This is a genomic window from Gordonia liuliyuniae (genome assembly GCF_021738805.1).
Taxonomy (GTDB): Bacteria; Actinomycetota; Actinomycetes; order Mycobacteriales; family Mycobacteriaceae; genus Gordonia; species Gordonia liuliyuniae.
Window position 1 is genome coordinate 118804 of record NZ_JAKKOR010000002.1, and the last position, 23245, is coordinate 142048.

At 66.9% G+C, this 23245-nt stretch carries 21 protein-coding genes; 7 read left to right on the plus strand and 14 right to left on the minus strand.

The features are described 5' to 3' along the window. The first annotated feature begins 116 nt into the window (after nt 1–116). Entirely contained in the window at nt 117–863 is a 747-nt protein-coding gene (locus L5G33_RS03420; RefSeq protein ID WP_236996750.1) for an SDR family oxidoreductase, read from the plus strand. Here L5G33_RS03420 and L5G33_RS03425 read toward each other — a convergent pair. From L5G33_RS03425 to L5G33_RS03450, 6 genes are all read right to left on the minus strand, one after another. Continuing rightward, nucleotides 857–1816 carry a hypothetical protein gene (locus L5G33_RS03425; protein WP_236996751.1) on the minus strand — a complete coding sequence of 320 codons (960 nt, stop codon included), beginning with the start codon at nt 1814–1816 and terminating at the stop codon, nt 857–859. The genes L5G33_RS03420 and L5G33_RS03425 overlap by 7 nt on opposite strands. After that, nucleotides 1813–2361: an ImmA/IrrE family metallo-endopeptidase gene (locus L5G33_RS03430; protein ID WP_236996752.1), complete on the minus strand. Its 549-nt coding sequence runs from the start codon at nt 2359–2361 to the stop codon at nt 1813–1815. The genes L5G33_RS03425 and L5G33_RS03430 overlap by 4 nt, the downstream gene beginning before the upstream one ends. Before the next feature lie 6 nt (nt 2362–2367). Further along, nucleotides 2368–3207: a hypothetical protein gene (locus tag L5G33_RS03435; protein ID WP_236996753.1), complete on the minus strand. Its 840-nt coding sequence runs from the start codon at nt 3205–3207 to the stop codon at nt 2368–2370. Between the two features lie 68 nt (nt 3208–3275). After that, the gene (locus L5G33_RS03440) at nt 3276–3686 is read right to left on the minus strand and encodes a helix-turn-helix domain-containing protein (protein ID WP_236996754.1); all 411 of its coding nucleotides are present in this window, start codon (nt 3684–3686) and stop codon (nt 3276–3278) included. Between the two features lie 494 nt (nt 3687–4180). Continuing rightward, nucleotides 4181–4786: a 3-oxoacid CoA-transferase subunit B gene (locus L5G33_RS03445; protein ID WP_236996866.1), complete on the minus strand. Its 606-nt coding sequence runs from the start codon at nt 4784–4786 to the stop codon at nt 4181–4183. An 86-nt stretch (nt 4787–4872) separates the two neighbouring features. Beyond that, nucleotides 4873–5640 carry a CoA transferase subunit A gene (locus tag L5G33_RS03450; protein ID WP_236996755.1) on the minus strand — a complete coding sequence of 256 codons (768 nt, stop codon included), beginning with the start codon at nt 5638–5640 and terminating at the stop codon, nt 4873–4875. A gap of 142 nt (nt 5641–5782) precedes the next feature. On the opposite strand from L5G33_RS03450, the gene L5G33_RS03455 reads away from it, so the two are divergent. Further along, nucleotides 5783–6544 carry an IclR family transcriptional regulator gene (locus L5G33_RS03455; protein WP_236996756.1) on the plus strand — a complete coding sequence of 254 codons (762 nt, stop codon included), beginning with the start codon at nt 5783–5785 and terminating at the stop codon, nt 6542–6544. Nucleotides 6545–6553: 9 nt separating this feature from the next. Here L5G33_RS03455 and acuI read toward each other — a convergent pair whose 3' ends face one another. The 7 genes from acuI to L5G33_RS03490 all read right to left on the minus strand — a co-directional run bounded on the left by acuI (nt 6554) and on the right by L5G33_RS03490 (nt 14749). Further along, nucleotides 6554–7549, minus strand: coding sequence for an acrylyl-CoA reductase (NADPH) (acuI, locus tag L5G33_RS03460; protein WP_236996757.1), 996 nt, complete (start codon nt 7547–7549; stop codon nt 6554–6556). A 75-nt stretch (nt 7550–7624) separates the two neighbouring features. After that, nucleotides 7625–8392, minus strand: a complete 768-nt coding sequence (locus tag L5G33_RS03465) for an alpha/beta fold hydrolase (RefSeq protein WP_236996758.1) — start codon at nt 8390–8392, stop codon at nt 7625–7627. A 61-nt stretch (nt 8393–8453) separates the two neighbouring features. Further along, nucleotides 8454–9233, minus strand: a complete 780-nt coding sequence (locus tag L5G33_RS03470) for a lytic transglycosylase domain-containing protein (RefSeq protein ID WP_236996759.1) — start codon at nt 9231–9233, stop codon at nt 8454–8456. 277 nt (nt 9234–9510) lie between these two features. Then, nucleotides 9511–10992, minus strand: a complete 1482-nt coding sequence (locus L5G33_RS03475; protein ID WP_236996760.1) for a phospholipase D-like domain-containing protein — start codon at nt 10990–10992, stop codon at nt 9511–9513. 57 nt (nt 10993–11049) lie between these two features. Further along, nucleotides 11050–12765 carry a dihydroxy-acid dehydratase gene (gene ilvD, locus L5G33_RS03480; RefSeq protein ID WP_236996761.1) on the minus strand — a complete coding sequence of 572 codons (1716 nt, stop codon included), beginning with the start codon at nt 12763–12765 and terminating at the stop codon, nt 11050–11052. Nucleotides 12766–12839: 74 nt separating this feature from the next. After that, nucleotides 12840–14105 (minus strand): uracil-xanthine permease family protein, encoded by a 1266-nt coding sequence (locus L5G33_RS03485; protein ID WP_236996762.1) that lies wholly within the window; start codon nt 14103–14105, stop codon nt 12840–12842. Between the two features lie 68 nt (nt 14106–14173). Then, the gene (locus tag L5G33_RS03490) at nt 14174–14749 is read right to left on the minus strand and encodes a hypothetical protein (RefSeq protein WP_236996763.1); all 576 of its coding nucleotides are present in this window, start codon (nt 14747–14749) and stop codon (nt 14174–14176) included. Between the two features lie 165 nt (nt 14750–14914). Here L5G33_RS03490 and L5G33_RS03495 point away from each other — a divergent pair, with 165 nt between their 5' ends. Beyond that, nucleotides 14915–16156, plus strand: a complete 1242-nt coding sequence (locus tag L5G33_RS03495; protein WP_236996764.1) for a sensor histidine kinase — start codon at nt 14915–14917, stop codon at nt 16154–16156. Beyond that, nucleotides 16153–16827, plus strand: a complete 675-nt coding sequence (locus L5G33_RS03500; RefSeq protein WP_236996765.1) for a response regulator — start codon at nt 16153–16155, stop codon at nt 16825–16827. The genes L5G33_RS03495 and L5G33_RS03500 overlap by 4 nt, the downstream gene beginning before the upstream one ends. Here L5G33_RS03500 and L5G33_RS19360 read toward each other — a convergent pair. Then, nucleotides 16784–18244: an outer membrane protein assembly factor BamB family protein gene (locus tag L5G33_RS19360; protein ID WP_236996766.1), complete on the minus strand. Its 1461-nt coding sequence runs from the start codon at nt 18242–18244 to the stop codon at nt 16784–16786. The genes L5G33_RS03500 and L5G33_RS19360 overlap by 44 nt on opposite strands. Nucleotides 18245–18493: 249 nt before the next feature. Between L5G33_RS19360 and clpB the strand changes: the two genes are divergently transcribed. The 3 genes from clpB (at nt 18494) to L5G33_RS03520 (ending at nt 23244) form a co-directional block, all read left to right on the plus strand. Beyond that, nucleotides 18494–21046 carry an ATP-dependent chaperone ClpB gene (gene clpB / locus L5G33_RS03510; RefSeq protein WP_236996767.1) on the plus strand — a complete coding sequence of 851 codons (2553 nt, stop codon included), beginning with the start codon at nt 18494–18496 and terminating at the stop codon, nt 21044–21046. Nucleotides 21047–21351: 305 nt separating this feature from the next. Beyond that, entirely contained in the window at nt 21352–22797 is a 1446-nt protein-coding gene (gene gnd / locus L5G33_RS03515; protein ID WP_236996768.1) for an NADP-dependent phosphogluconate dehydrogenase, read from the plus strand. A 69-nt stretch (nt 22798–22866) separates the two neighbouring features. Further along, nucleotides 22867–23244: a PPOX class F420-dependent oxidoreductase gene (locus L5G33_RS03520; RefSeq protein ID WP_236996769.1), complete on the plus strand. Its 378-nt coding sequence runs from the start codon at nt 22867–22869 to the stop codon at nt 23242–23244. The last annotated feature ends 1 nt before the right edge of the window (nt 23245 follow it).

The window sequence follows — 23245 nt, forward strand, 5'->3', positions numbered from 1 at the left end:
CACGGGTGTAGTCACTGTTTTCGCGGCGTCCGCCTTGACGGCCAGTCGGTGCGGCGATACAAAGTAAGCAATCGCTTATTTTTCGAAATGGGTGTCGACTACCGCAGGAGAGCCGCATGACCGCACGTTTCGCCGGAAAGACCGCCATCATCACGGGAGCGAGCAGAGGTATCGGGTTGGGGGTCGCCCATCGTCTGGTCGGCGACGGCGCGAAGGTCGTCATCACCGCGCGCAAACAGGAGGCGCTCGACGACGCGGTCGCCGAACTCGGTGGCCCCGACGTCGCGCTGGCCGTCGCGGGTTCGGCCGACGACTCCGATCATCAGGACGAGACCGTCGCGAAGGCGATCGAGACCTTCGGCAGCGCCGACTTCTTCGTCAACAACACCGGGATCAACCCGGTGTTCGGTTCGCTTATGGACATTGATGCCGCTGCGGCGCGGAAGATCCTCGACGTCAATGTCGTCTCCACTCTGCAGTGGACGCAGAAGGTGTACCAGGCGTGGCAGAAGGAGCACGGCGGCGCCGTCGTCAACGTCGCATCGGTCGCGGGCATCCGCCCGGCTCCGGGCATCGCGTTCTACGGGGTGTCGAAGGCCGCCGTCATCGACCTCACCTCGTCGCTCGCGGAGGAGCTCGGTCCGAACATCCGGGTCAATGCCGTCGCGCCCGCCGTCGTCAAGACACGTTTCGCCACCGCCCTATACGAAGGTCGGGAAGAAGAGGTCGCATCGGCGTACCCGCTCAAGCGTCTCGGCGTGCCGGACGACATCGGATCGGTCGTCGCCTTCCTGCTGTCCGACGACGCAGGCTGGATGACCGGCCAGACGCTGACCGTCGACGGCGGCGTCCTGCTTCACTGAGCGCGGGCGGGCGGCGCCTTCTCGTACTCGCGGGCGATCAACTGGACCCACCGGCGATCGGACAGGTCGTCCGGTGTCGTCAACTTGTCCGGGTCGATCGGGGTGACCTCGGTCTCGTGCAGCCACGTCGCGATCTGGCGGGCGCGAGCGCGCGGCGTGCCGTGATCGGGTTCGTCGCCCGGCGTGATCAGACCCGCGCCCGCATGCAGGTATAGACCGTCGAGGATCTGTGAGACGCGGTCGTTGGCGGCCAGGACGGGAGTCGCCGACTGGTAGTCGCCGGTCGCGACCTCCGGGTGTGCGGCGGCCAGCGCCGCCCACAGACGGTGTGTGCGGCGCAGGTCACGACGGGCGACGAACCACGACGCCAGCATCACCGACGAGCACGCGAAGCTGATGATGATGATCGCGGCCGCCCACCAGCCGTTCTCCGGGTCCGGGCTGCGCAAGTCGAGCGCCAGGACGACGGTGACGACGGTGATCCCGGTCAAGAAGTAGGCGATCGCGCGCCCCAACGCATGCCAGGCGATGTACCGGAGCCCGTTGATCAGGGCGATGACGCCTGCTACGACGACGAACACCGTTCCGACGACGGCTTCGCCGACCACGCTCATCGCGATGATATCGGCCGAGCCCACCGCGACGGTGATGACAGTGGTGACGTGCAGGGCCCTCTGGGTCATCCGCGGCAGCGCGGCGGCGCCGATCAATGTCGTCGCAGTCAGGACCACCACCCAGCAGCCGACGAAGGTCAGTACCGCGACATCGTCGCCGAACGGATCAAGGATTCTCGAGACGGTCGGCGTCCGAACAGCTGCGGCGAGTGCGACGCCGATCGCCGCGACGGCGACGGAGGTGCGTGCCAACGACGGAGGGCGGACGGTGAGCCGCCCGATGCGTGCGCCGACGGCGGCAGCGCACAAGGCCGCGATCACCCACGTGAGCAGCGTCATCCGAGGGCCTCGTCGTAACGGAGCATCGGGCGCAGCGACCGGTTGCGGTGGAGTTGGCGCAAGCGTTGCAACAGCCGTGCGGCGAACGCTTCCGCCTCCCACTCCTGAAGTTCGAGTTCTTCGGCGGTGATCGACTCTCCCTGTTCGTGTTCCGGTTCCGAATCGCCGGACTCGGACAGCCCCAGCATGTAGGCGATCAGGTCGTCCTCAGCTTCAACGGTCGACTCGTCGGCGACGGTGCCGGTGTGCGAAAACACGATGTGTCCAAGTTCGTGTGCCAGCGTGCGAGCCTCACTGGGGAGGGCTCGGGCCAACACGATCACGTCACGATCGGGGTAGTCGCGACGCTGGCCCCACACCCCGGGGGCGAGGTCGTCGACGGCGACGGAGATCGGCCGTTGGCGGCTCTCGCCGACCGCGCGGACGATGTCGTCCAATGATCCGGCCTGCTTCTGAGCGGCGACGTCGAGCACCGCGTCGACCGCCGCGTGCACACGGCGGTGCGAGCGGTGCGAGATTCGGGCCGATTCGACGGGGTTAGACACGCGGCATCACTTGGGAGGCGACAAGAATTGCGCGCGTGCGGCGTTCAACCGGCTTCGGCTGGCGCGAGCACTTCGATGGGTCATCAAGCCTGCGGCGCCCGCGATCACGATCATGCCACCGACCCCGCCGCCCGCGGCAGCGTACTGCCCGGCGGTCACGTCCGACGGAGCCGGAAGCGCTTGCGCCTGACGGGCCGGGCCCTGATCGGGCGGTGTCGGGTCGGAGGCCGGCTGTGCGGCCGGGGCCTTCGACGAACGGGTCGTCGACGGCTTGGGCTTCTTCGACGTCTGGGGCTTCTTCGATGTCTTGATGCGCTTGCTCGTCTCGGAGCGCTTCGCGTCAGTCGGTGCTCCCGCGGAGCCACCACGACTCGGGGCGCGCGGCGTCGCGGTGCGCTTCGGCACGCGGATCGGCGGGTTGTCGGCCGACGAGTTCTCGTCAGTGTCGGGGAGGTCCTGGTAGATGGTGCCCGGGTCGCGTCCCTCCTCGGACGTGCTCGGCGGTTTCGGCTTCTGCGTCGTCGGTGCCGGCGGCTTCGGGCGGGTCGTCGGCTCGGACGGCTCGGGCGAGCTGCTCTCATCGTCGGAGTCGTCGTCATCGCCGGAACCGTCATCGCGGGTCGACGTCGACGGCGATGTGGGAGTCTCGGACGTCGTGTCGGGGGCCGTCGTCTCGGGAGTCGTGGTGTCGGGGGTGCTGTCGTCGTCGCACGCGGAGTGGTGGTGACAGTGGTGATGGTCGTGCCCGGGCAGGGCGAGCGCGGTGCCCGGTGTGACGAACAGGGCGCCCACGACGACGGCGGCGACGCCCACTGGGCGCACGACGCGCGAGAGTTCCACCTGCATCACACTTCTCCAACTACTCCTCGACCTAGAGGATACGAGACGTCGAGCCCACTCCGTCGATCACCCGGTCAGTCGAGCGGATTCTCTGGGAGCCCTTCGCCGCGGCGAAGCTTCTCTGCCATCGCGGTCAACATATCCTGCGACTCTACGGACAGGTCGAATGCACGGCTTGACAGGCGTCGCAGGCTCGCGCCACGCAGCTGTGACAGGAGTTCGAGGTCGTGGTCGATCTTCGCCGCGTACACGTCGTCGTAGAAGTAGTCCGGCTTCACCTTGAAGAAGCGGGCGAGCGCGGTGATCGTCTCGTGGGACGGATTGGTTCGGTGACCGTTGCGCAGCTGCGAGAGGTACGGCTTGGACAGCTTGTGGCCTGCGGCGGTGACCGCGTCGGCCACTTCAGCGTTTGTGTGGGGCTTGCGTCCCGGAGGGTGCACGGTATCGAACAATCTGTTGAGCCGATCCGCGAATTCGTTGTCCATGGCGCCTTCCCCCGTCGAGTGCGGTGATCCGGGCGCGCCGCCCAGGCCACCACTTTGACACGCGTCGACGGTCTAGCTCGTCGCGATGCCCCTGATGTCCGTTACATACTAGCAATCCGATGTTGCCAGGTGGAAATTTCTAACGCAACAGGTGGGTGGCGCGAGTAACTCCAGCGTCCGGCATGCGGTTTTGGTGGCGTCAACCAGTATGAATCGGTCGCGGAGGCGACAATTCCTGGCTGGGACTAGCGGTAACATTTGGTTTGCTGTACGGTAACTGACGTACTCATGGGGATGGGTGCAGCGGATGTTCGTTCGGCGGAGGGACCGCCCGGTCGTATTTCGACCAGGTAGGTGTCGACGGATGTCCGCGGCAAACGCTGCCGAAAGCGTTGAAGCCGCCGACCGCGGGTATCTCTCAGGGGGGAGTATCCGCGGTCGGCGGCTTCAGCCGCAGCCCTAGTTTTCTTGCCCCTAGTTCTCTTGACACAGACTCAGGCGAGAACGACGCCTGTCTTGGACGCGATGTGGTCGCGGGTGACTCCCGGTGCAGTCTCGACGAGGGTGGCCGTCCCGTCGTCGAGGTCGATCACACCGAGATCGGTGATGACCCGGTTCACCACCCCTGCGCCGGTCAACGGAAGATCGCACTCGTCGAGGATCTTCGGTGCGCCATCGCGCGCGGTGTGCTCCATCAGGACAATGACGCGAGCTGCGCCGTGGACGAGGTCCATGGCTCCGCCCATGCCTTTGACCATCTTTCCCGGGACCATCCAGTTCGCAAGGTCGCCGGTCCGGGAGACCTGCATGCCGCCGAGCACTGCGACGTCGATGTGGCCGCCGCGGATCATGCCGAACGAGAGCGCGGAGTCGAAGAACGCCGCCCCGGGTTCGACGGTGACGGTCTCCTTGCCCGCGTTGATCAGGTTCGGGTCGAGTTCGTCGTCGGTCGGGTACGTGCCGGTGCCGAGGATGCCGTTCTCCGAGTGCAGAACGACACCGAGCGACGGGTCCAGGTAACCGGGGATCAAAGTCGGCAGGCCGATGCCGAGGTTCACGTACTGGCCTGCGCTCAGCTCCTCGGCGGCGCGGGCGGCCATCTCGTCGCGGGTCCAACCGGCTGCAGCCGCGGTGTCGGTGGCTGTGGTGTCGGTGCTCTCGATGGTGGTGTCGGTGGTCATCGTCGTCAGACTCCTGCCTGCGCACGCACGGTGCGCTTCTCGATCTGGGTGTCCTGCGGGCCGGTCTCCACGACGTGTTGGACGAACACGCCGGGCAGGTGGATCTGTTCGGGGTCGAGTTCGCCGGGCTCGACGAGGCGTTCCACCTGGGCGATCGTCACGCGGCCAGCCATCGCGGCGAGAGGGTTGAAGTTCATCGCGGTCTTGTCGAACACGAGGTTGCCGAGCCGGTCGCCGACGCTCGCGTGGACGAGCGCGAAATCGGTGACGATGCCGGTCTCGAGCGCATAGCGTCGCCCGTCGAACTCACGGACCTCCTTCGCCGGGGAGCCGACCCGGACATTGCCGTCGGAGTCGTAGCGCCACGGGAGTCCGCCGTCGGCGACCGGGGTGCCGACGCCTGCGGGCGTGTAGAAGGCGGGGATTCCGGCGCCGCCCGCGCGGAGTCGTTCGGCGAGCGTTCCCTGCGGAGTCAGTTCCACTTCGAGCTCACCGGACAGGTACTGCCGGGCGAACTCCTTGTTCTCGCCGACGTACGACGAGACGACGCGGCGCACGCGACCCAGTTCCAGGAGGACGCCGAGCCCCTGGCCGTCCACTCCACAGTTGTTGGAGATGAGTTCCAGGTCGCCTGCGCCTTGCGCGCCGAGCGCTGCGATGAGTCGGTCGGGGATGCCGCAGAGTCCGAATCCTCCGACGGCGACCGATGCGCCGTCTCTGATGCCCCGTACGGCTGCCGCTGCGTCTGCCACAGACTTGTCTGCCACGTGCATGTCCCTTCTATGTTCACTGACCAGTCGTCGCCGGCCGATGAGTGAAGGACACCATTTACATGCACTGACTAGCAATGGAGTAATGGATTCTGCGGTGTGATTGTTCGATCAGCAACAAATGGCATGAGGTAGCGTCCACTGAGTGGACACCTCCAAAGCGGGTAGCGCCGTCGTCCCTCGAGCCGCTGCACTCCTGCGTGCACTGAGTGATTCGGATGCGGACGGCGCGACGACATCGTCGCTCGCGCGGGCGGTCGGACTGCCGCGTGCGACCGCGCATCGGTTGCTGACATCGCTGTCGGAGGAAGGACTCGTCGACCGGACACCGGGTGGCCTGTGGGTACTCGGCCCGGAGCTGTACATCCTGGGGTCGATCGCCGCCAGTCGGTACGACATCGCGACGACCGCCGTCGACATCCTCCGCGAACTGGCACGGTCGACCGGCGAGAGCGCGTTCCTGTCGGCGCGGCGTGGCGACGAGACGGTGGTGCTGGCCGCTGAGGAGGGCACGTTTCCGCTGCGGTCGCACGTTCTGCATCCGGGCAAGCGGCTCCCGTTGGGCATCGCGTCGGCGGGCCTCGTGCTACTCGCCCATCTGCCGGACGCAGAGATCGAGCGGTACCTGCAGCGCGCCGACTTGGAGGGGGAGTGGGGCGAGGGGCATTCGACGACGGGTATCAAGCAGCGGATCGCCGAGACTCGTGTGCACGGGTATTCGGTGAACCCGGCGCTGCTCGTCGAAGGTAGTTGGGGCATCGGGGCCGCCGTGTTCGACCGTGCCGGGCGGCCGGAATGGGCGCTCAGCTTGAACGGTGTGCAGACGCGCTTCTCCGCGACCCGTCGCCCGCAACTCGGTGAGGCTCTGCTGCGCGCGGCGCACGACCTCACCAAGCGGGTGCGGTGACGCCGATGCTCACTCCCCGATCGGGACGACGATCCGTCCGCGGACTCTTCCGGCGATGAGCTCGTCGGCGAGTCGCGCGCAGTCGTCGAGCGTGGCCGACGTGGTGACCGGCTGCAAGACCGCCGAATCGAGGTCCTGCGCCAGTCGCCGCCAGGCTTCGCGCCGGTCCTCGACGGGGCACATCACGCTGTCGACGCCCGCGAGCGTCACGCCGCGCAGGATGAACGGTGCGACGGTGGCCGGGAAGTCCATGCCGCCCGCGAGTCCGCACGCGGCGACCGTGCCGCGATACTTGGTTCCTGCGCAGACGTTGGCGAGCACCTGACCGCCGACGACGTCGACGGCGCCCGCCCACTGCTCTTTGGCGAGGGGGCGGCCGGGTTCGGTGAAGTCGGCGCGCGGAAGAATGCGTGATGCGCCGAGACCGGTGAGGTAGTCGGCTTCTTCTGGCCGACCGGTGACGGCGGCGACTTGGTAGCCGAGCTTGGCGAGGATCGCGACGGCGATGCTGCCGACGCCGCCCGCCGCGCCGGTGACGAGGACTTCTCCGTCGTCGGGCGTGACGCCATTACGTTCGAGCGCCATGATGCACAGCATCGAGGTGTATCCGGCGGTGCCGATGCTCATCGCCTGCTCGAACGTAAAGGCGGTCTCCAGGGGGATCAGCCAGTCGCCGCTCACCCGCGCGTACTCGGCGAGGCCACCCCAGTGGCGCTCGCCGACACCCCACCCGTTGAGGACGACGCGATCGCCCGGAGCGAACGCCGAGTTGCTCGACTCGTCGACGGTTCCGGCTAGGTCGATGCCGGGGACCATTGGGAACTGGCGGACGATGGGGCTCGCGCCGGTGATGGCCAGCGCATCCTTGTAGTTCAGGGTCGACGCGGCGACCCGGACGGTCACGTCCCCTTCGGGGAGTTGGTCTGCGGAAAGGTCGGTGACCTGGGCGGACTGCTTCTTGTCGTCGTCTCGGTCGATGAGGAGCGCGCGGAACGTGGAGTTCATGGATGCCTTTCGTCGGTGCGAGCAGTGGTTCGGGCGGCAACGTGTGCGGCGAGCAGCGCGGGATTCAGTCCGCCGTCAAGAAGTCACCACCATCGGACTTGCCTCGTCGCGGCATTCGTCGAAGTAGCCGTGGCGTGCGCCGTCGAAGATGTGGGTTCGAGCGTCGGGGATCCGATCCGCGAGTATCTGCGCGTTCGCCACCGGCGCGAATCGGTCATCGGTTCCGTGCAGGAGGTGGGTAGGCACGGTGATCTCAGGGAGTCGGGCCCACGCATCGTGGTTATTGCTCGCCGCGAGGTGGCCGTGGCGCGCTTTCGGTGTCATCGTCTCGTCACCGAGAGTGCGGTACGGTCCGGGATGTGCGGCGCGCCAGGTCGGCGTGTACATCATGTCTTCGAGTGCGGCGTCGCGGTCGGGGCCGGCGAGGAGCCTGCGGACCTCGTCGCTGCGTTCGACGGCGTGCTCGCCTCCAGGGGTGGTACAGCCGAGGATAAGTCTCTTGACGCGGTGGGGCGCGAAGACCGCGACCCACTGTGCGGTGCGGCCGCCCATCGATGCCCCGTAGACGTGAAAGTGCTCGATCGCCAGCGAATCCATCACGGCGAGTGCGTCTTCGGCGAACAGCGGGGTGCTGTAGACGTCCGACTCCTGGCTGTCGCCGGTGCCGCGATAGTCGAAGGTGACCGTCGTGAACTCGGCCGCGAAATCGTTACGGGTCCGATCCCACCAGCGGTGATTGTTCGCCTGCCCCGGTAGGAGGAGAAGTGTTGGCCCGTGCCCGCGGAGTTGGACGGCGAGACGGGTGTGATCAGCGGTCACCGTGGTCTGGCTGTACTGGATCACGCTGATCTCACCTCCGCCGCTCGACGTGCACGCTCTGTTGTCGAGTCTAGTGCCGCGGACGTCAGTAGCTGCGCGCGAAACCCAGCACGTCGTTCACGTACTCCGTCGAATTGTTGTAGCGCAGAACGGCTTTCGTCTGATCCGCGACCTTGCTCAGGTTGAGTCCGTCGTCGCACAGGTAGTGGGCGGTGGTCAGTGCCGCGTCGTAGACGTTCTGCGGATCGCTCTTGCCGTCCCCGTTGCCGTCGGCGGCGTAGTGCTCCCACGTCTCCGGAAGGAACTGCATGGGGCCGACTGCGCGGTCGTAGGTGGCGTCGCCGTCGAGGCGGCCGCCGTCGGTGTCATTGACGACGCGGTTGCCCGCCAGCGATCCGTTGAGCGTGGGGCCGTAGATGGGCGTGCGTAGACGGCCGTGCTTGTCGGTGTCGCCGAGGTTTGCGTGATGGGATTCGACGCGGCCGATGCCGGCGATCAGCTTCCAATCGATATGGCATCGGCGATCCGTCTTCCCCATCGACTCCTCCGCGGCGTGGTAGGCGGCGAAGTTGACCTTCGGAACCGCGCCAGAGGTGACGGACTCCGGGACTGCCGGAGCCTTGTCGATGATGGGTTTCTGCGGTGCGGGCTTCGGCGTCGACGGCTGCGCGTGCACAGTCGACTTGTGCGCCGCGGGCGTCACCGCAGGCTGTGCAGCGGGGGAGACGTTGACGACGTTCGCCGGCGACGGGCCAGCGTAGTGGTCGGTCGCGGACGACGACGCACCCATGAGTGAGCCGACCATCGGGATGAGACCGGCGGCGACGAGCACGGCGTTACGTGTCTGTTTTCGATTCGGCGGCATGAAAAGACCTACGTGTTGGGAGGGGATGGGTCTCCTCGAAGGTGTACCGAGGCGGACAGGAGGAGGTGTCGTGGGGACCTGCGGCTCTCGAGGACTGCCGACGAACGTACCGGAAATCCACCCCGTGTCGTTATCTGACCGTTATCAATACGGTGATCTCGCCGTTACCGACACGAGGGCCGTGCAGGTCACGGATGCGATCGGAACACGGTTGTGAGCCTTGCCACGGCGGTGGGCGACGGTCGGGGATCGGCGCGGTGTGCGCGTGCGGTCGCCGTCAGAACGGCAACGCCGACCGGACCCCGCGTACGGTGCGACGGAGGACGGCGCGGTACACGCGGTCGAAGCGGACCGAGTCGACGTCCTCGGGGTCGACGAAGTCGACGTCGGCGAGCGGCGAGTCCTCGTCTGCAGTGTTCTCCCGGGTGAACGGTTTGAGAGTGCGCCCGCGTCCACGGTGTCGGTCGATCGCCTCGATCAGCGACTGCTGTTCGGCGACCGTCGCATCGACTTCGGTGGCGTCCACACCGAGGTGCTCGGCGATCAACCGGGTCCGCACTCCCGAGATCGTCGAGCGGACAGCGGCCGACTGGTCGTCGTTGTCCGCGGCGTCGATCGTCACGTCGCATTCGCTGTCGAAGCCGAGTGACCGGTTGTTCAAGTTGGACGACCCGACGCGGAGGATCCGATCGTCGGCGATCAGTACTTTGGCGTGCACGTAGATCGGCTCGTCCTCCGCTGTGACGGGGTAGAAGATGCGGAACCGGTCGTGGATGTCGGCGTCCCAGATCAGCCGCAGCAGTCGGTGGCGGGCGCCGTCCATCGAGCGACGCTCGATGTCGCCGTCGGCGTGGCGGGGGATGACGACGACGATCTCGGGGCCGGTCGGTTCGGCGAGTCGGCGGATCAGGGCGTCGGCGATCTCGCGCGACGCCAGGTACTGGCTCTCGATGTAGAGGGTGTCGCGGGCGGCCGCGATCGCCGCCAGATAGAGGCGGCGGATCTCATCGACCCCGCTGTAGCCGTTGTAGGCAGGCAGCGTTCGGGAGACGCCCACGGTGACACCGGTGAATATGGGCTCGAGCTCATCGGGCCAGATCGGTGCCGGATCGGGAGTTATCGGGGCCAGACGGTTACCGGTCGCGGCTTCCCAGCGGTCATAGGCGACGTCGGCGATCGCCTGGGCGGCCTCGCCGTCGAGGGCGAGCGTCACATCGTGCCAGGGGCCGTATCGGTCGCCGGTCGGCGTCACGCGATACTCGTTCGACGTCGTGTGGTCGGACGTGTCCCACCGCTCGACGGTCATGTCGATGCCGCCGCAGAAGGCGATCTTGTCGTCGATGACTGCGATCTTCTGGTGGTGTGCTGCAGCGATGGGATGGGCGGCGTCTACGCGGTAGTGGATTCGGCGGCCGGACATGAGGTCTTGGACGAACGGCGGCAGCATGCCTCGCGCGATGCCGGTCACTGCTCCGAGGCTCCATCGCAGGACGAATATCTCCAACTCGGGCCGGTTCTTGGTGAGCCAACCGAGCAGTTCCCCGAGTTCGTCCGGGACGTCGGGCACAGAGTTGTCCGGGGCGAGTTCGATTCGGGTATCGAAGTCCCATCCGACGAGAATCGCACGGCGCTGCGCCTGCATGAGTGCGGACTTCGCGTGGGCGAAGTAGTCGGCTGCGTCGACGATCACCGACAGTCGATCGGCCTTCGCCGTCTGTTTACATGTGTCGCCGGGGACGAGGATCGGGTCGAGTGTCATCACGCCTGGCCTGGGCTGTTCACGTAAACAGTTCTACAGGGTGGCCGGTAGCCACGTTCACTCGCAGATCGCGCCCACCGAAGCGGACTTCACCAGCTTCGCGTACTTGGCGAGCACGCCGCGCGTGTATCGGGGCGGGAGGGGTTCGAAGCCCTGTGCGCGTTCGGCCATCTCGTCGTCGTCGATCAGGACGTCGAGGGTGCCCGAGCCGACGTCGAGTCGGATGCGGTCGCCGTCGCGGACCATCGCGATTGGTCCGCCGTCGACCGCTTCGGGGGCGACGTGCCCCACGCACAGTCCGGTGGTACCGCCGGAGAAGCGGCCGTCGGTGAGGAGCAGGACGTCCTTGCCCAGGCCTGCACCCTTGATGGCGCCGGTGATGGCGAGCATCTCGCGCATCCCCGGTCCGCCCTTGGGCCCCTCGTAGCGGATGACGACCACATCGCCTGCGGTGATGGTGCCGTCTTCGAGCGCGTCCATTGCGGCGCGTTCGCGGTCGAACACCCGCGCGGTGCCCTCGAATACGTCGGAGTCGAAGCCAGCCGATTTCACGACCGCGCCTTCGGGGGCGAGCGTGCCGTGCAGGATCGTGATGCCACCGGTCGGATGGATCGGGGTATCGAGCGCGCGGAGCACCAGGCCGTCCGGATCCGGCGGGGCGATGTCGGCGAGGTTCTCGGCGACCGTCCTACCGGTGACGGTAAGACAGTCGCCATGCAACAGACCTGCGTCCAGTAGCGCCTTCATGACGACGGGCACGCCGCCGATCCGGTCGACGTCGGTCATCACGTGCGCACCGAATGGCTTCACGTCGGCCAGGTGCGGTACCCGGGAACCGATCCGGGAGAAGTCGTCGAGCGTGAGGGGGACGTCTGCCTCGTACGCGATGGCCAACAGGTGCAGCACGGCGTTGGTGGATCCGCCGAACGCCATGACCACTGCGATCGCGTTCTCGAAAGCCTCCTTGGTCATGATGTCGCGTGCGGTGATTCCGCGGCGCAGCAACTCCACGACCGCTGCACCGGACTCGCGTGCGAACCGATCCCGTCGACGATCCGGCGCGGGCGGAGCCGCGCTTCCCGGCAGCGACATCCCCAGTGCTTCGGCGGCGCTGGCCATCGTGTTGGCGGTGTACATCCCGCCGCAAGCGCCCTCGCCCGGGCAGATCGCCCGTTCGATGGTGTCGACGTCGTCGCGGCTCATCAGGCCGCGTGAGCAGGCGCCGACGGCCTCGAAGGCGTCGATGATCGTGACTTGGCGCTCGGAACCGTCGGATAGTTTCGCGTATCCGGGCAGAGTCGATCCGGCGTAGAGGAACACTGATGCCAGGTCGAGTCGCGCCGCGGCGATCAGCATGCCGGGCAGCGACTTGTCACATCCGGCGAGCAGTACCGAACCGTCGAGCCGTTCGGCGCTCATCACGGTCTCTACGCTGTCGGCGATGACCTCGCGTGACACGAGCGAGAAGTGCATCCCCTCGTGTCCCATCGAGATGCCGTCCGAGACGGAGATGGTGCCGAACTCGAGGGGGTAGCCGTTTGCCTGGTGAACCCCTTCCTTGACGCCTTTCGCCAGCCGTTCCAGCGAGAGGTTACACGGGGTGATCTCGTTCCACGACGACCCGACGCCGATCTGCGGTTTCACCCAGTCGTCGTCGCCCATCCCGACCGCGCGAAGCATGCCGCGTGCTGCGGTGCGCTCGAGGCCGTCGGTGACATCCCGGCTACGCGGTTTGATGTCCGGGGCTGTGGTGGTGTCGTCGTCGGTACCCATGCCATCCACAGTAGGAGGCTGAGCGCGGAGCCGGAGGGAACCTGCCGGAGTGGTTGCGCACGACCGGCCGATTGTCACACTGTTGACGGCGTCCCGCGGCGTCCGCCGACATCGCGCGCAGCAGTGCACAGCCGCATTCCGTGGTAGATGAGCAGAGCTGCCACGGACCCGAGCGAGATGCCGGTGAATGTCAGATCGCCGAGCTGCCAGGTGAAGTCGGCGATACCGATAATCAACGGGATCGCAGCGGTCATCTGGTTGATCGGCAGGGAGAAGTCGACGTGGCTGGTCAGCCAGATCCGGACGCCCAGGATTCCGACGAGGCCGTACAGGACGATTGTCGCGCCGCCGAGCACGCCCGGCGGAATCGCCGAGATTACTGCGCCGATCTTCGGGCACAACGACAGTACGACGGCGACCCCGGCAGCGATCCAGTACGCAGCGGTGGAGTAGACGCGGGTCGCCGCCATGACGCCGATGTTCTCGGCGTAGGTCGTCGTGGCGGTGCCCCCGCCTGCGCCGGCGAGCATCGTCGCCAGCCCGTCGCCCATCAGCGCGCGGCCGGTGACCGGGTCGAGATCCCGACCGGTCATCTGCGACACGGACTTCACATGTCCGATGTTCTCGGCGACCAATGCGATCACTGCGGGCAAGAACAGCGGAAGCACGGAGAGGTGAAAGGCCGGTGCCGCGAAGTCGGGGAGCCCGACCCATGCCGCCGAGGCGACGGCCGACGTGTCGACCTCCCCCATCGCCAAGGCCAGCAGATAACCGACGACCACGGCCAGGAAGATCGCCAGCCGACCGATCAGTCCGCGGAAGAACGCCAGGACGACGACCATCAGCACCAATGTGACGAGACCGGCGACCGGCCCCTGTACGAAATTGTCCTTCGCGGCGGGAGCGAGGTTGAAGCCGATCAATGCGACGATGGCGCCGGTGACCACGGGCGGGAGTATGACGTCGATCCAGTGCGTGCCGACCAGGTGGACAACACCGCCGATCATTGCGAGCACGGCCCCGAGGACGATGAAGCCGCCCAGCGCGCTCCCGGTGCCATGGGCGCCGACCGCGGCGGTGACGGGGGCGATCACCGCGAAGCTCGAACCCAGGTAGCTGGGCAGCCGGTTTCCGGTGACGATCAGAAAGACGATGGTCCCGATGCCGGAGAACAACAGCGTGGTCGACGGCGGGAAGCCGGTCAGGACCGGAACGAGGAAGGTCGCTCCGAACATCGCGACCACGTGCTGTGCGCCGATGCCGATCGTTCTTGGCCAAGACATGCGTTCATCGGGCGCGACGACGACGGCGTCGGCAGGCACTTGCTTCCACGAGAGCATGCGTCGCAGATTAGCCGGTGGTCGTCACCGCACGAGAGTGACGTGCGCAAGGACGGACTCGCGATGGACTATGTCGACCTGTCCGTCCCCGAAGTAGGAATCTTGTCGAGAAGAATCTTGTCGAGAAGCCACGCGGCAGCGGCCATCATCAGCAGTGCGTCGAGGTAGTGGCAGGCCATCGCCCCGGCGTAGGTGGGACCGCCCCACGCGTTGACGGTGAAGTCCGGGTCGAGTCCGCCGGTGACTTGAACTCCCGCGCGGAACGCGCCGTAGAGCAGCACCACTGCGGGAATGATCGCGGCGACGATGCGCCCCAGCCCGCGTCCGCGGGACGCATTGGCGAGTGTGCGGCGGGCGCGCCGCGCCGCCCGCTCACCCACCGGGAGAAGCAGTGCTGTCCCTCGGCGACCGTTTCGTCGACGATGAACGAAGACACCGGCCGCGAGTGCGACGGCGAACAGAGCCAGTGCCAGGTGCGGCCACCACGCCGCTGTGCCCGCCAGGTGTTTTTCGGGCGCTGGGGAACGATTGGCATAGACGAACCCGCCTTGTGTCAGGCCTGCTGCGAAGAAGGCGGCGAACAGTGCGAGTAACGGCCGGGACAAGCGGGGACGAGCGGCATGATGCGATTGCGACGTGGTCATACTGCCAATGGTGGCGCCGCGCGAGGTGCGCTGTCGTCAGACTGCGGGCCCGATATCGAACCGTCCTCGAGACGAGGATGGACGGTCGGGTCGTACTCGAGGAGGACCCGAACTCCGGCCGCGCGGACGACGTGCCAGCGGCCGCTCGCTCGTATGTTGATACACATGCCACTCTCCTCGGAGCCAACGTCCGCCGAGCCCGCGCGACCGCCGTGGTTGGTTCGGGTCGAGCGCCGCCTCGGCGCTGACGGAGCGGCGACGCTGGTCGACGCGGTCATCGCGATCGCCTGTTTCGCCTTGTTCACCGGTCCGCTCCTCCTGGGCGTCGTCGACCGTCAAGGGCCACTAGCGGCCCAAGCGGCTTTCGGTCTGATCGCCGCGGCGCCGTTGGTGCTCCGCCGTCGTTCGCCGATCGGCGTCCTCGCGTGCATCACCGCTGTCCTGGTTGCTGCGACGCTGCTCGGCGTGCAGTTCACGCCGTTCGTGTCGGACGCCGGTCCGGTGTTCCCGATCGCCGTCTACACCGTCGCCGCGATGCACCGCCGGTACGTGTCGTTGTCGGTCTCGGTCACGGCTGCGGTGATCACGTGGATCGGTGCCGCGGTCGCGTTCGCCATGTACACCGACATCGACCAGGACGCGGTCCAGGCTGTGCTCGCCGTTCCGGCGTGGTTGATCGGGAATGCAACGCGTGGCCGCCGGGAGTTCCAGCGCGAGATCGCCGAACAGGAACGTCGGTGGGAAGAGGAGCGGCAGCGTCGTCGTCGCGTCGAGGAGCACCTGCAGCTCTCGCGGGAGGTGCACGACGTGGTGTCGCACAGTCTGAGCATGATCGCCGTCCGTTCCGGGATCGGTCGGGTCGTGTTCGACGAGCAGCCCGACGAGGCGCGTCATGCGCTCGCGACCATTGAAACCGCCAGCCGCAAGGCGCTCGCCGATCTTCGAGGGTTGTTGCGCGACATCCGCACCACGGTCTCGGGCACGGCCGCACCTGCCCCCGGGCTGGCGGATCTTCCTGCGCTCGCAGCGCAGATCCGCGACGATGGGGTGGCAGAGGTGCGCCTCATCGAGGAGGGGCGGCCGCGTTCCTATCCGCCCGCAGTCGACCTGTCCGGGTATCGCATCGTCCAGGAGGCCGTCACGAATGTCGTCAAGCACGCTCCCGGGGCCAGTGTGACGGTCCGGCTCACGCACCGGCCGACCGAGTTGGTCCTGACAGTCACCGACGACGGCGGTACACAGCCGGCGACGGCACCAGTCGGGGCGGGCCTGGGCCTCGCCGGAATCCGTGAGCGGGCCGAACTGCTGGGTGGCGAGGCCGCCGCCGGGCCGGACCCAGACGGCGGGTTCACCGTGCAGGCGAGACTACCCATCGTCGCCGCGACCGACCCCGCGGCATCGGCATGAGCGATGCCACAGAGCCGATCAGGGTGCTGGTGGTCGACGACGAACAGTTGGTGCGGGCCGGGTTCCGCCTGTTGATCGACGCGACGCCCGATCTGGTCGCAGTGGGCGAAGCAGGCGACGGAGGTGAGGCCGTCCGCACCGCGCGACGACTGCGACCGGACGTGCTGGTGATGGACATCAGGATGCCGGGCATCGACGGCCTCGAAGCGACGCGACTGATCGCGCCGAGCGAGGACGCGCCGCGGATTCTCATCGTGACGACGTTCGACGACGACGAGTACGTGTTCGCGGCGCTCCGCGGCGGGGCCAGCGGCTTCCTCCTCAAAGACACGCCGCCCGAGGATATGCTGGACGCGATCCGCACCGTCGCACGAGGCGACGCCTTGCTCGCCCCGGCGATCACCCGGCGACTGATCACGGAGTTCGCCCGCATGCCGACGCCTCCTGTGCCGACGTCGGAAGCTCTCGGCACGCTCACCGACCGGGAGCGGGAAGTGTTCGAGTTGGTCGCCAACGGACTGTCGAACAGCGAGATCGCCGGGCGGCTCCACCTCGGGATCACGACCGTGAAGACCCACGTCGGACGACTGCTGACCAAACTCGACGTCCACGACCGGGTTCACCTTGTCATCTGCGCCTACGAGAGTGGAGTGGTCTCGCCGGGAAGATAGTCCGGGTCGGGGTGAAGGGCACCGCTGGACCGAAGACGGTGAGAGTAGTCGGAGTGGTCACGACGAGGTGCTTTCCGTCGGTCTTCGACAGTCGCGCGTCGTCGGTGGAGTCGTCGTCGGTGGGCGTGTGCGGGTAGTCGACTGACCACACCTGGCGGCCGGTCCTCGTGTCGAAGGACTGCAGCTCATCGTCGATGGTGCTGACCCACCGTGTGCCGTCGAGGAACATCTGCACCGGCATGGACTGGTAGTCCCGTTGCCACAACTGCTTACCCGTCGTGAGGTCGAGTCCGATCAGCGAGCCGGCCGGGTAGTCGTCCCGCATGTCGAGGATGACGGTGTCGTCGACGATCGCCGTCACCGCCGATTGAATGCCACTCAACGGGTCGCCGTCGGATCTCATCAGACGCTCGTCGCTCCACAGGCGTCGACCGCTGGAGGCGTCGTAGGCGATGTTGCCGACGAGGACGACGTCTTCACGCGCCGTGCCGACCAGCCGCGAGATGTAGGAGTGATTTCCGGCATCGGCGCCGCGCCCGACGACGGCGCCGTTCGCGTCGAGGATCTCGAACGTGCGGCGTTGCCGGTCGACGATCCTGATCTTGGTTCGGTCCGACCAGGTCCACAGATCGGGGTCGGACGGTGTCGACGGATCGGGGATCTGTGTTCCCGTATCGAGGGTGAAGGTCGCGGACTCGCCCGGCTTTGATCCGAACCCGAGTGTGGCGCGGGTGCCGGTCGAATCGACGTAGAGCGGCGGGTCGGGGTAGGTGACTCGGTAGGTAGCGGACCACGCGGAGTCGATATCGGTGGGTGTGCCGCGGTGGACGATCATCTCGCCGGGGCGGTTGCCTTTGACCGCGACGACGAACTCGGTGCCGCGACGGTCAACGGGAGTGACGCTGGTTATCTCGTTGGGCGTAGAGATCGGTGCGGTCACCGCGCCGTTGTCCAGGTCGATGTACCGAAGAGTCGAGCCGTCCGCCTCGTTGGAATCGCACGGGAGGTAACGGCCGCGAACGGTCGGCGTGCATGATGCGGGATAGTCGAGCTTCGCCCGCCATTTCGGTTGGCCGTTCACGACGTCGTAGCGGACGATCTCGCCCGGACCTGAGGGGTCTTCCGGGTCGGTGAGGTAGATAAGCGGATCGCCGTCGACGGTCGTCGTGTTGTACTGGTACGCCTCGAGGCCGACGGTCGCGAGATTCGTGCTCCACCACTGTGCCGGAGCAGAGTCGATCCCGTCCAACTCGTAGAACTTCGACATGTCGTTCCGGTCGACCGAGGTGTTCCCCGCCTGCGGTGTGCCGGTGACACCGGTGCTCGCGACGGCGAAGATCAGCGTGAGGGTCACGAGGCCCACGACTATCGCCATGATCGAAACGACCATGCCTGCCGAGGTGTTCGACGACTTCACTGCGCATCCTTCTGGAGAGTCTTCGCGTCAGTCGACGCCTCCGATTCGGCACATTATGCGGTGAACCGGGCCGGTCGGTCATTCGCTCGACTGGTGCCACTCGAGATGACGCACATCACGTCTGAGCGTGAACTTTAGCGGAACAGACTCAACCCTGTTCGGGTTGAACTAACTGAACGGCAAACATGAGCCGTATAGACTAAGGTTCGGAAACAGGTTCCGGGCTCCGATCAACGGAAAGGCAACCCAGTGGACAGCTTCACTCCCACGACCAAGACGCAGGCTGCGCTGCAGGCTGCTGTCCAGGACGCAGCCGCCTCGGGCAACCCCGATGCGCGGCCCGCACACATCCTCGCTGCGCTTCTCGAGCAGAGCGACGGCATCGCATCGCCGCTACTCAAGGCGGTCGGCGTCGACCCCGTGCACATGCGCTCGGAGGCGAACGCTCTCGTTGGCCGTGCGCCGACGGTGGCCAGTAACAGCGGTCAGCCGACGCTCTCGCGTGAGGCGATCGCCGCGATCACCGCTGCGCAGAATCTCGCGACCGAGATGGGTGACGACTACGTCTCCACCGAGCATCTAATGGTCGGCCTCGCCACGGGCGACTCCGACGTCGCACGACTCCTCACCGGCGCGGGCGCCTCCCCGGAGGCTCTGCGCGAGGCGTTCGTGTCCGTGCGCGGTACCGGTCGCGTCACCAGCGAGGACCCCGAGTCGACCTATCAGGCACTCGAGAAGTACTCGACCGACCTCACCCAGCGCGCCCGTGCGGGCGAACTCGACCCGGTGATCGGCCGCGACAGCGAGATCCGTCGCGTCGTGCAGGTCCTGTCCCGTCGCACCAAGAACAACCCGGTGCTCATCGGCGAACCTGGCGTTGGCAAGACGGCCATCGTCGAAGGCCTCGCCCAGCGGGTGATCGCAGGAGACGTCCCCGAGTCACTGCGCGGCAAGAGTGTCATCTCGCTCGACCTCGGCTCGATGGTCGCGGGCGCCAAGTACCGCGGCGAATTCGAGGAACGACTCAAGGCCGTCCTCGACGAGATCAAGGGGTCCGACGGGCAGATCATCACGTTCATCGACGAGCTGCACACCATCGTCGGCGCCGGCGCGACCGGCGAGTCGGCGATGGACGCGGGCAACATGATCAAGCCGATGCTCGCCCGTGGCGAACTGCGGTTGGTCGGAGCGACGACGCTTGAGGAGTACCGGCAGTACATCGAGAAGGACGCCGCGCTGGAACGGCGCTTCCAGCAGGTCTACGTCGGCGAACCGTCCGTGGAGGACACCATAGGCATCCTGCGCGGACTCAAGGACCGGTACGAGGTGCACCACGGCGTGCGCATCACCGACTCCGCGCTCGTGTCCGCGGCTACCCTCTCGGACCGCTACATCACCTCGCGCTTCCTGCCGGACAAGGCCATCGACCTCGTCGACGAGGCCGCGTCGCGCCTGCGCATGGAGATCGACTCGCGTCCGGTCGAGATCGACGAAGTCGAACGGGTGGTCCGACGCCTCGAAGTGGAAGAAGTCGCTCTGGAGAAGGAGACCGACGCCGCGTCGAAGGATCGCCTGGAGAAGCTGCGCGGCGAACTCGCCGACCACCGCGAGAAGCTCAACGAGCTGCTCGCGCGCTGGCAGAGCGAGAAGACCGCGATCGACGCCGTCCGCGACGTCAAGGAGCAGCTCGAACGGCTCCGCGGCGAAGCAGACCGTGCCGAACGCGACGGTGACCTGGGACAGGCCGCCGAACTGCGGTACGGGCGGATCCCCGGGCTCGAGAAGGAACTCGAGGCTGCGATCGAGAAATCCGGGGGAGACCCCGACCAGGACGTGATGCTGCAGGAGGAAGTCGGACCCGACGACGTCGCCGAAGTGGTGTCGGCGTGGACCGGTGTTCCTGCGGGCAAGATGCTCGAAGGCGAGACCGCCAAACTGCTGCGCATGGAGGACGAACTCGGTCGCCGCGTGATCGGGCAGAAGGCCGCGGTGGGAGCGGTGTCGGACGCGGTTCGTCGAGCACGCGCAGGCGTCGCCGACCCGAACCGTCCGCTCGGCTCATTCCTGTTCCTCGGCCCGACCGGCGTCGGCAAGACGGAGCTGGCCAAGGCTCTCGGCGAGTTCCTGTTCGACGACGAACGCGCTCTCATCCGCATCGACATGAGCGAGTACGGCGAGAAGCACAGCGTCGCCCGACTCGTCGGCGCCCCTCCCGGGTACGTCGGTTACGAGTCCGGCGGGCAGCTGACCGAAGCCGTCCGTCGTCGCCCGTACTCGGTGGTCCTGTTCGACGAGGTCGAGAAGGCGCACCCGGACGTGTTCGACGTGCTGCTCCAGGTTCTCGACGAAGGTCGGCTGACCGACGGTCAGGGACGCACGGTGGACTTCCGCAACACCATCCTCATCCTGACGTCCAACCTGGGTGCAGGCGGCGACAAGGACACAGTGATGGCGGCCGTCCGCGCGGCGTTCAAACCCGAGTTCATCAACCGTCTCGACGACGTCGTGATCTTCGACGCGTTGAGCCCGGAAGAACTCGAGTCGATCGTCGACATCCAGCTCGGCCAACTCGACAAGCGTCTGGCCCAGCGGCGACTGAGCCTCGAAGTGACGCCGAAGGCCAAGGAATGGCTGGCCGAACGTGGCTTCGACCCGCTGTACGGTGCGCGCCCGCTGCGCCGCCTCATCCAGCAGGCCATCGGCGACCAACTCGCCAAGGCACTGCTCGCAGGCGACATCCGTGACGGCGACGTGGTCCCGGTCAACGTCAGCGGCGACGGCGAATCACTCGTCATCGGCTGACCTGCCGCACCGACCGAAGGTCCCGCCCCCGAGAAGGGGAGCGGGACCTTTCGCGTCAGTGATCCCGCGAAACCTACACCGATCCCGCGAAACCTACACCGCTCACGCCGGACATCGAGTGATAGACCGATGTTCGCCCCACACGGTGTAGGTTTCGAGCGCTGAGCCGTCGCGAGCCGCGGATCCGCCGATCTGACGGTCCGTGTGTCGCACCGCACAGGGCCTCGTTCGCGGCCGCGTCAACGCGATCTGCGGAGACATTGCAAGATAGAAGAAACCCGAGACTTCTATCGATGGAGACACACATGGCTGACCAAGCGACCGCACGCGCTCAGATCGGAGTCACCGGACTCGCCGTCATGGGCTCGAACATCGCCCGCAACTTCGCCCGCAACGGCTACACCGTCGCACTGCACAACCGCAGCATCGGAAAGACCGACGCCCTGATCGCCGAGCACGGCGGCGACGGCGAGTTCGTCCGGACCGAGACCATGACCGAGTTCGTCGCCGCTCTGGAACGTCCGCGTCGCGTGTTGATCATGGTGCAGGCCGGCGCCGCGACCGACTCGGTGATCGAAGACCTCGCGAACCTGATGGAGCCGGGCGACATCATCATCGACGGCGGCAACTCGCTGTACACCGACACCATCCGTCGCGAGAAGGCGATGAGCGATCGCGGCCTCAACTTCGTCGGTGCGGGCATCTCGGGCGGCGAAGAAGGGGCACTCAACGGCCCGTCGATCATGCCGGGCGGACCCGCAGAATCGTATGAGTCGCTCGGTCCGATGCTCGAGTCGATCGCCGCACAGGTCGACGGTGAACCGTGCTGCACCCACATCGGCGCCGACGGCTCCGGGCACTTCGTCAAGATGGTGCACAACGGCATCGAGTACGCCGACATGCAGCTCATCGGCGAAGCTTACGACCTGATGCGCAAGGCCCTCGACCTCCCGGTCGCCGATATCGCGGGTGTGTACCGCCAATGGAACACCGGCGACCTCGACTCGTACCTGATCGAGATCACCGCCGAGGTCCTCGCACAGGTCGACGCCGCGACCGGCAAGCCGCTCGTCGACGTGATCGTCGACGCCGCAGGCCAGAAGGGTACCGGCCGGTGGACGGTCAAGTCGGCGCTCGACCTGGGTATCCCGGTGACCGGTATCGGCGAGGCCGTCTTCGCGCGCGCCCTGTCGAGCGCGGGAGACCAGCGCAAGCAGGCGCAGGGTCTGGCGTCGGGTGCACTCGCCGCGGCCCCGACCGACAAGGACGCGTTCGTCGACGACATCAAGAACGCCCTGTACGCGTCGAAGGTCGTCGCCTACGCGCAGGGCTTCGATCAGATCAAAGCGGGCAGCGTCGAGTACGGCTGGGACGTCAAGCCGGGCGACCTCGCCACGATCTGGCGCGGCGGCTGCATCATCCGTGCCAAGTTCCTCAACCGCATCCGCGAGGCGTACGCCGAGAACCCGGACCTGCCAAGCCTGCTCCTGGCGCCGTACTTCCGTGACGCCGTCGAGAACGCCGTCGACAGCTGGCGGCGCGTCGTCTCCACCGCGACCCTGATGGGCATCCCCGTCCCGGCGTTCGCGTCGTCGCTCGCCTACTACGACGGTCTGCGCGCCGAGCGTCTACCGGCCGCGCTGATCCAGGGCCAGCGCGACTTCTTCGGCGCCCACACCTACCGTCGCACCGACAAGGACGGCTCGTTCCACACCCTGTGGAGCGGCGACCGCACCGAGATCGAAGCGTAAGCCGCACGACAGGGCCGGTCAGCCGCACGATAGGGCCGGTCAGCCGCTCGGCAACGGTACGCTGCGAGCATGAGCACTGTCGGGGAGATCGCCGAAGCCAAATACGTCATGCTGACGACGTACCGGAAGACGGGCGAAGCCGTCGCGTCGCCGCTGTGGGCGGTGCGCGACGGATCCGACCTGGTCATGTGGACGGTTGCCGACTCGTGGAAGGTCAAGCGGCTGCGGAGCGACAACCGGGTGCTCGTCCAGAAGTGTGACGCTCGCGGAAGCAAGACGGTCGGCTCCCAAGTCGCGGGCGTGGGGGCGGTGTTCGACGACGCGACCCGTGCCGCCGACCTGATCGTCAAGAAGTACGGGATCGTCGGTCGGCTGACGATCCTCGGTTCGAGACTGCGACGGGGAGCGGCCGGGACGGTCGAGATCCGCGTGCACGACGTCGTCTGAA

Bases quoted from the DNA above. Each gene is read 5' to 3' on its own strand.
- L5G33_RS03420 (WP_236996750.1), top strand. From the start codon at position 117: ATGACCGCACGTTTCGCCGGAAAGACCGCCATCATCACGGGAGCGAGC.
- L5G33_RS03425 (WP_236996751.1), bottom strand. From the start codon at position 1,816: ATGACGCTGCTCACGTGGGTGATCGCGGCCTTGTGCGCTGCCGCCGTC.
- L5G33_RS03435 (WP_236996753.1), bottom strand. From the start codon at position 3,207: ATGCAGGTGGAACTCTCGCGCGTCGTGCGCCCAGTGGGCGTCGCCGCC.
- L5G33_RS03440 (WP_236996754.1), bottom strand. From the start codon at position 3,686: ATGGACAACGAATTCGCGGATCGGCTCAACAGATTGTTCGATACCGTG.
- L5G33_RS03445 (WP_236996866.1), bottom strand. From the start codon at position 4,786: ATGGCCGCCCGCGCCGCCGAGGAGCTGAGCGCAGGCCAGTACGTGAAC.
- L5G33_RS03450 (WP_236996755.1), bottom strand. From the start codon at position 5,640: ATGCACGTGGCAGACAAGTCTGTGGCAGACGCAGCGGCAGCCGTACGG.
- acuI (WP_236996757.1), bottom strand. From the start codon at position 7,549: ATGAACTCCACGTTCCGCGCGCTCCTCATCGACCGAGACGACGACAAG.
- L5G33_RS03470 (WP_236996759.1), bottom strand. From the start codon at position 9,233: ATGCCGCCGAATCGAAAACAGACACGTAACGCCGTGCTCGTCGCCGCC.
- L5G33_RS03475 (WP_236996760.1), bottom strand. From the start codon at position 10,992: ATGACACTCGACCCGATCCTCGTCCCCGGCGACACATGTAAACAGACG.
- ilvD (WP_236996761.1), bottom strand. From the start codon at position 12,765: ATGGGTACCGACGACGACACCACCACAGCCCCGGACATCAAACCGCGT.
- L5G33_RS03485 (WP_236996762.1), bottom strand. From the start codon at position 14,105: ATGCTCTCGTGGAAGCAAGTGCCTGCCGACGCCGTCGTCGTCGCGCCC.
- L5G33_RS03490 (WP_236996763.1), bottom strand. From the start codon at position 14,749: ATGACCACGTCGCAATCGCATCATGCCGCTCGTCCCCGCTTGTCCCGG.
- L5G33_RS03495 (WP_236996764.1), top strand. From the start codon at position 14,915: ATGCCACTCTCCTCGGAGCCAACGTCCGCCGAGCCCGCGCGACCGCCG.
- L5G33_RS03500 (WP_236996765.1), top strand. From the start codon at position 16,153: ATGAGCGATGCCACAGAGCCGATCAGGGTGCTGGTGGTCGACGACGAA.
- gnd (WP_236996768.1), top strand. From the start codon at position 21,352: ATGGCTGACCAAGCGACCGCACGCGCTCAGATCGGAGTCACCGGACTC.
- L5G33_RS03520 (WP_236996769.1), top strand. From the start codon at position 22,867: ATGAGCACTGTCGGGGAGATCGCCGAAGCCAAATACGTCATGCTGACG.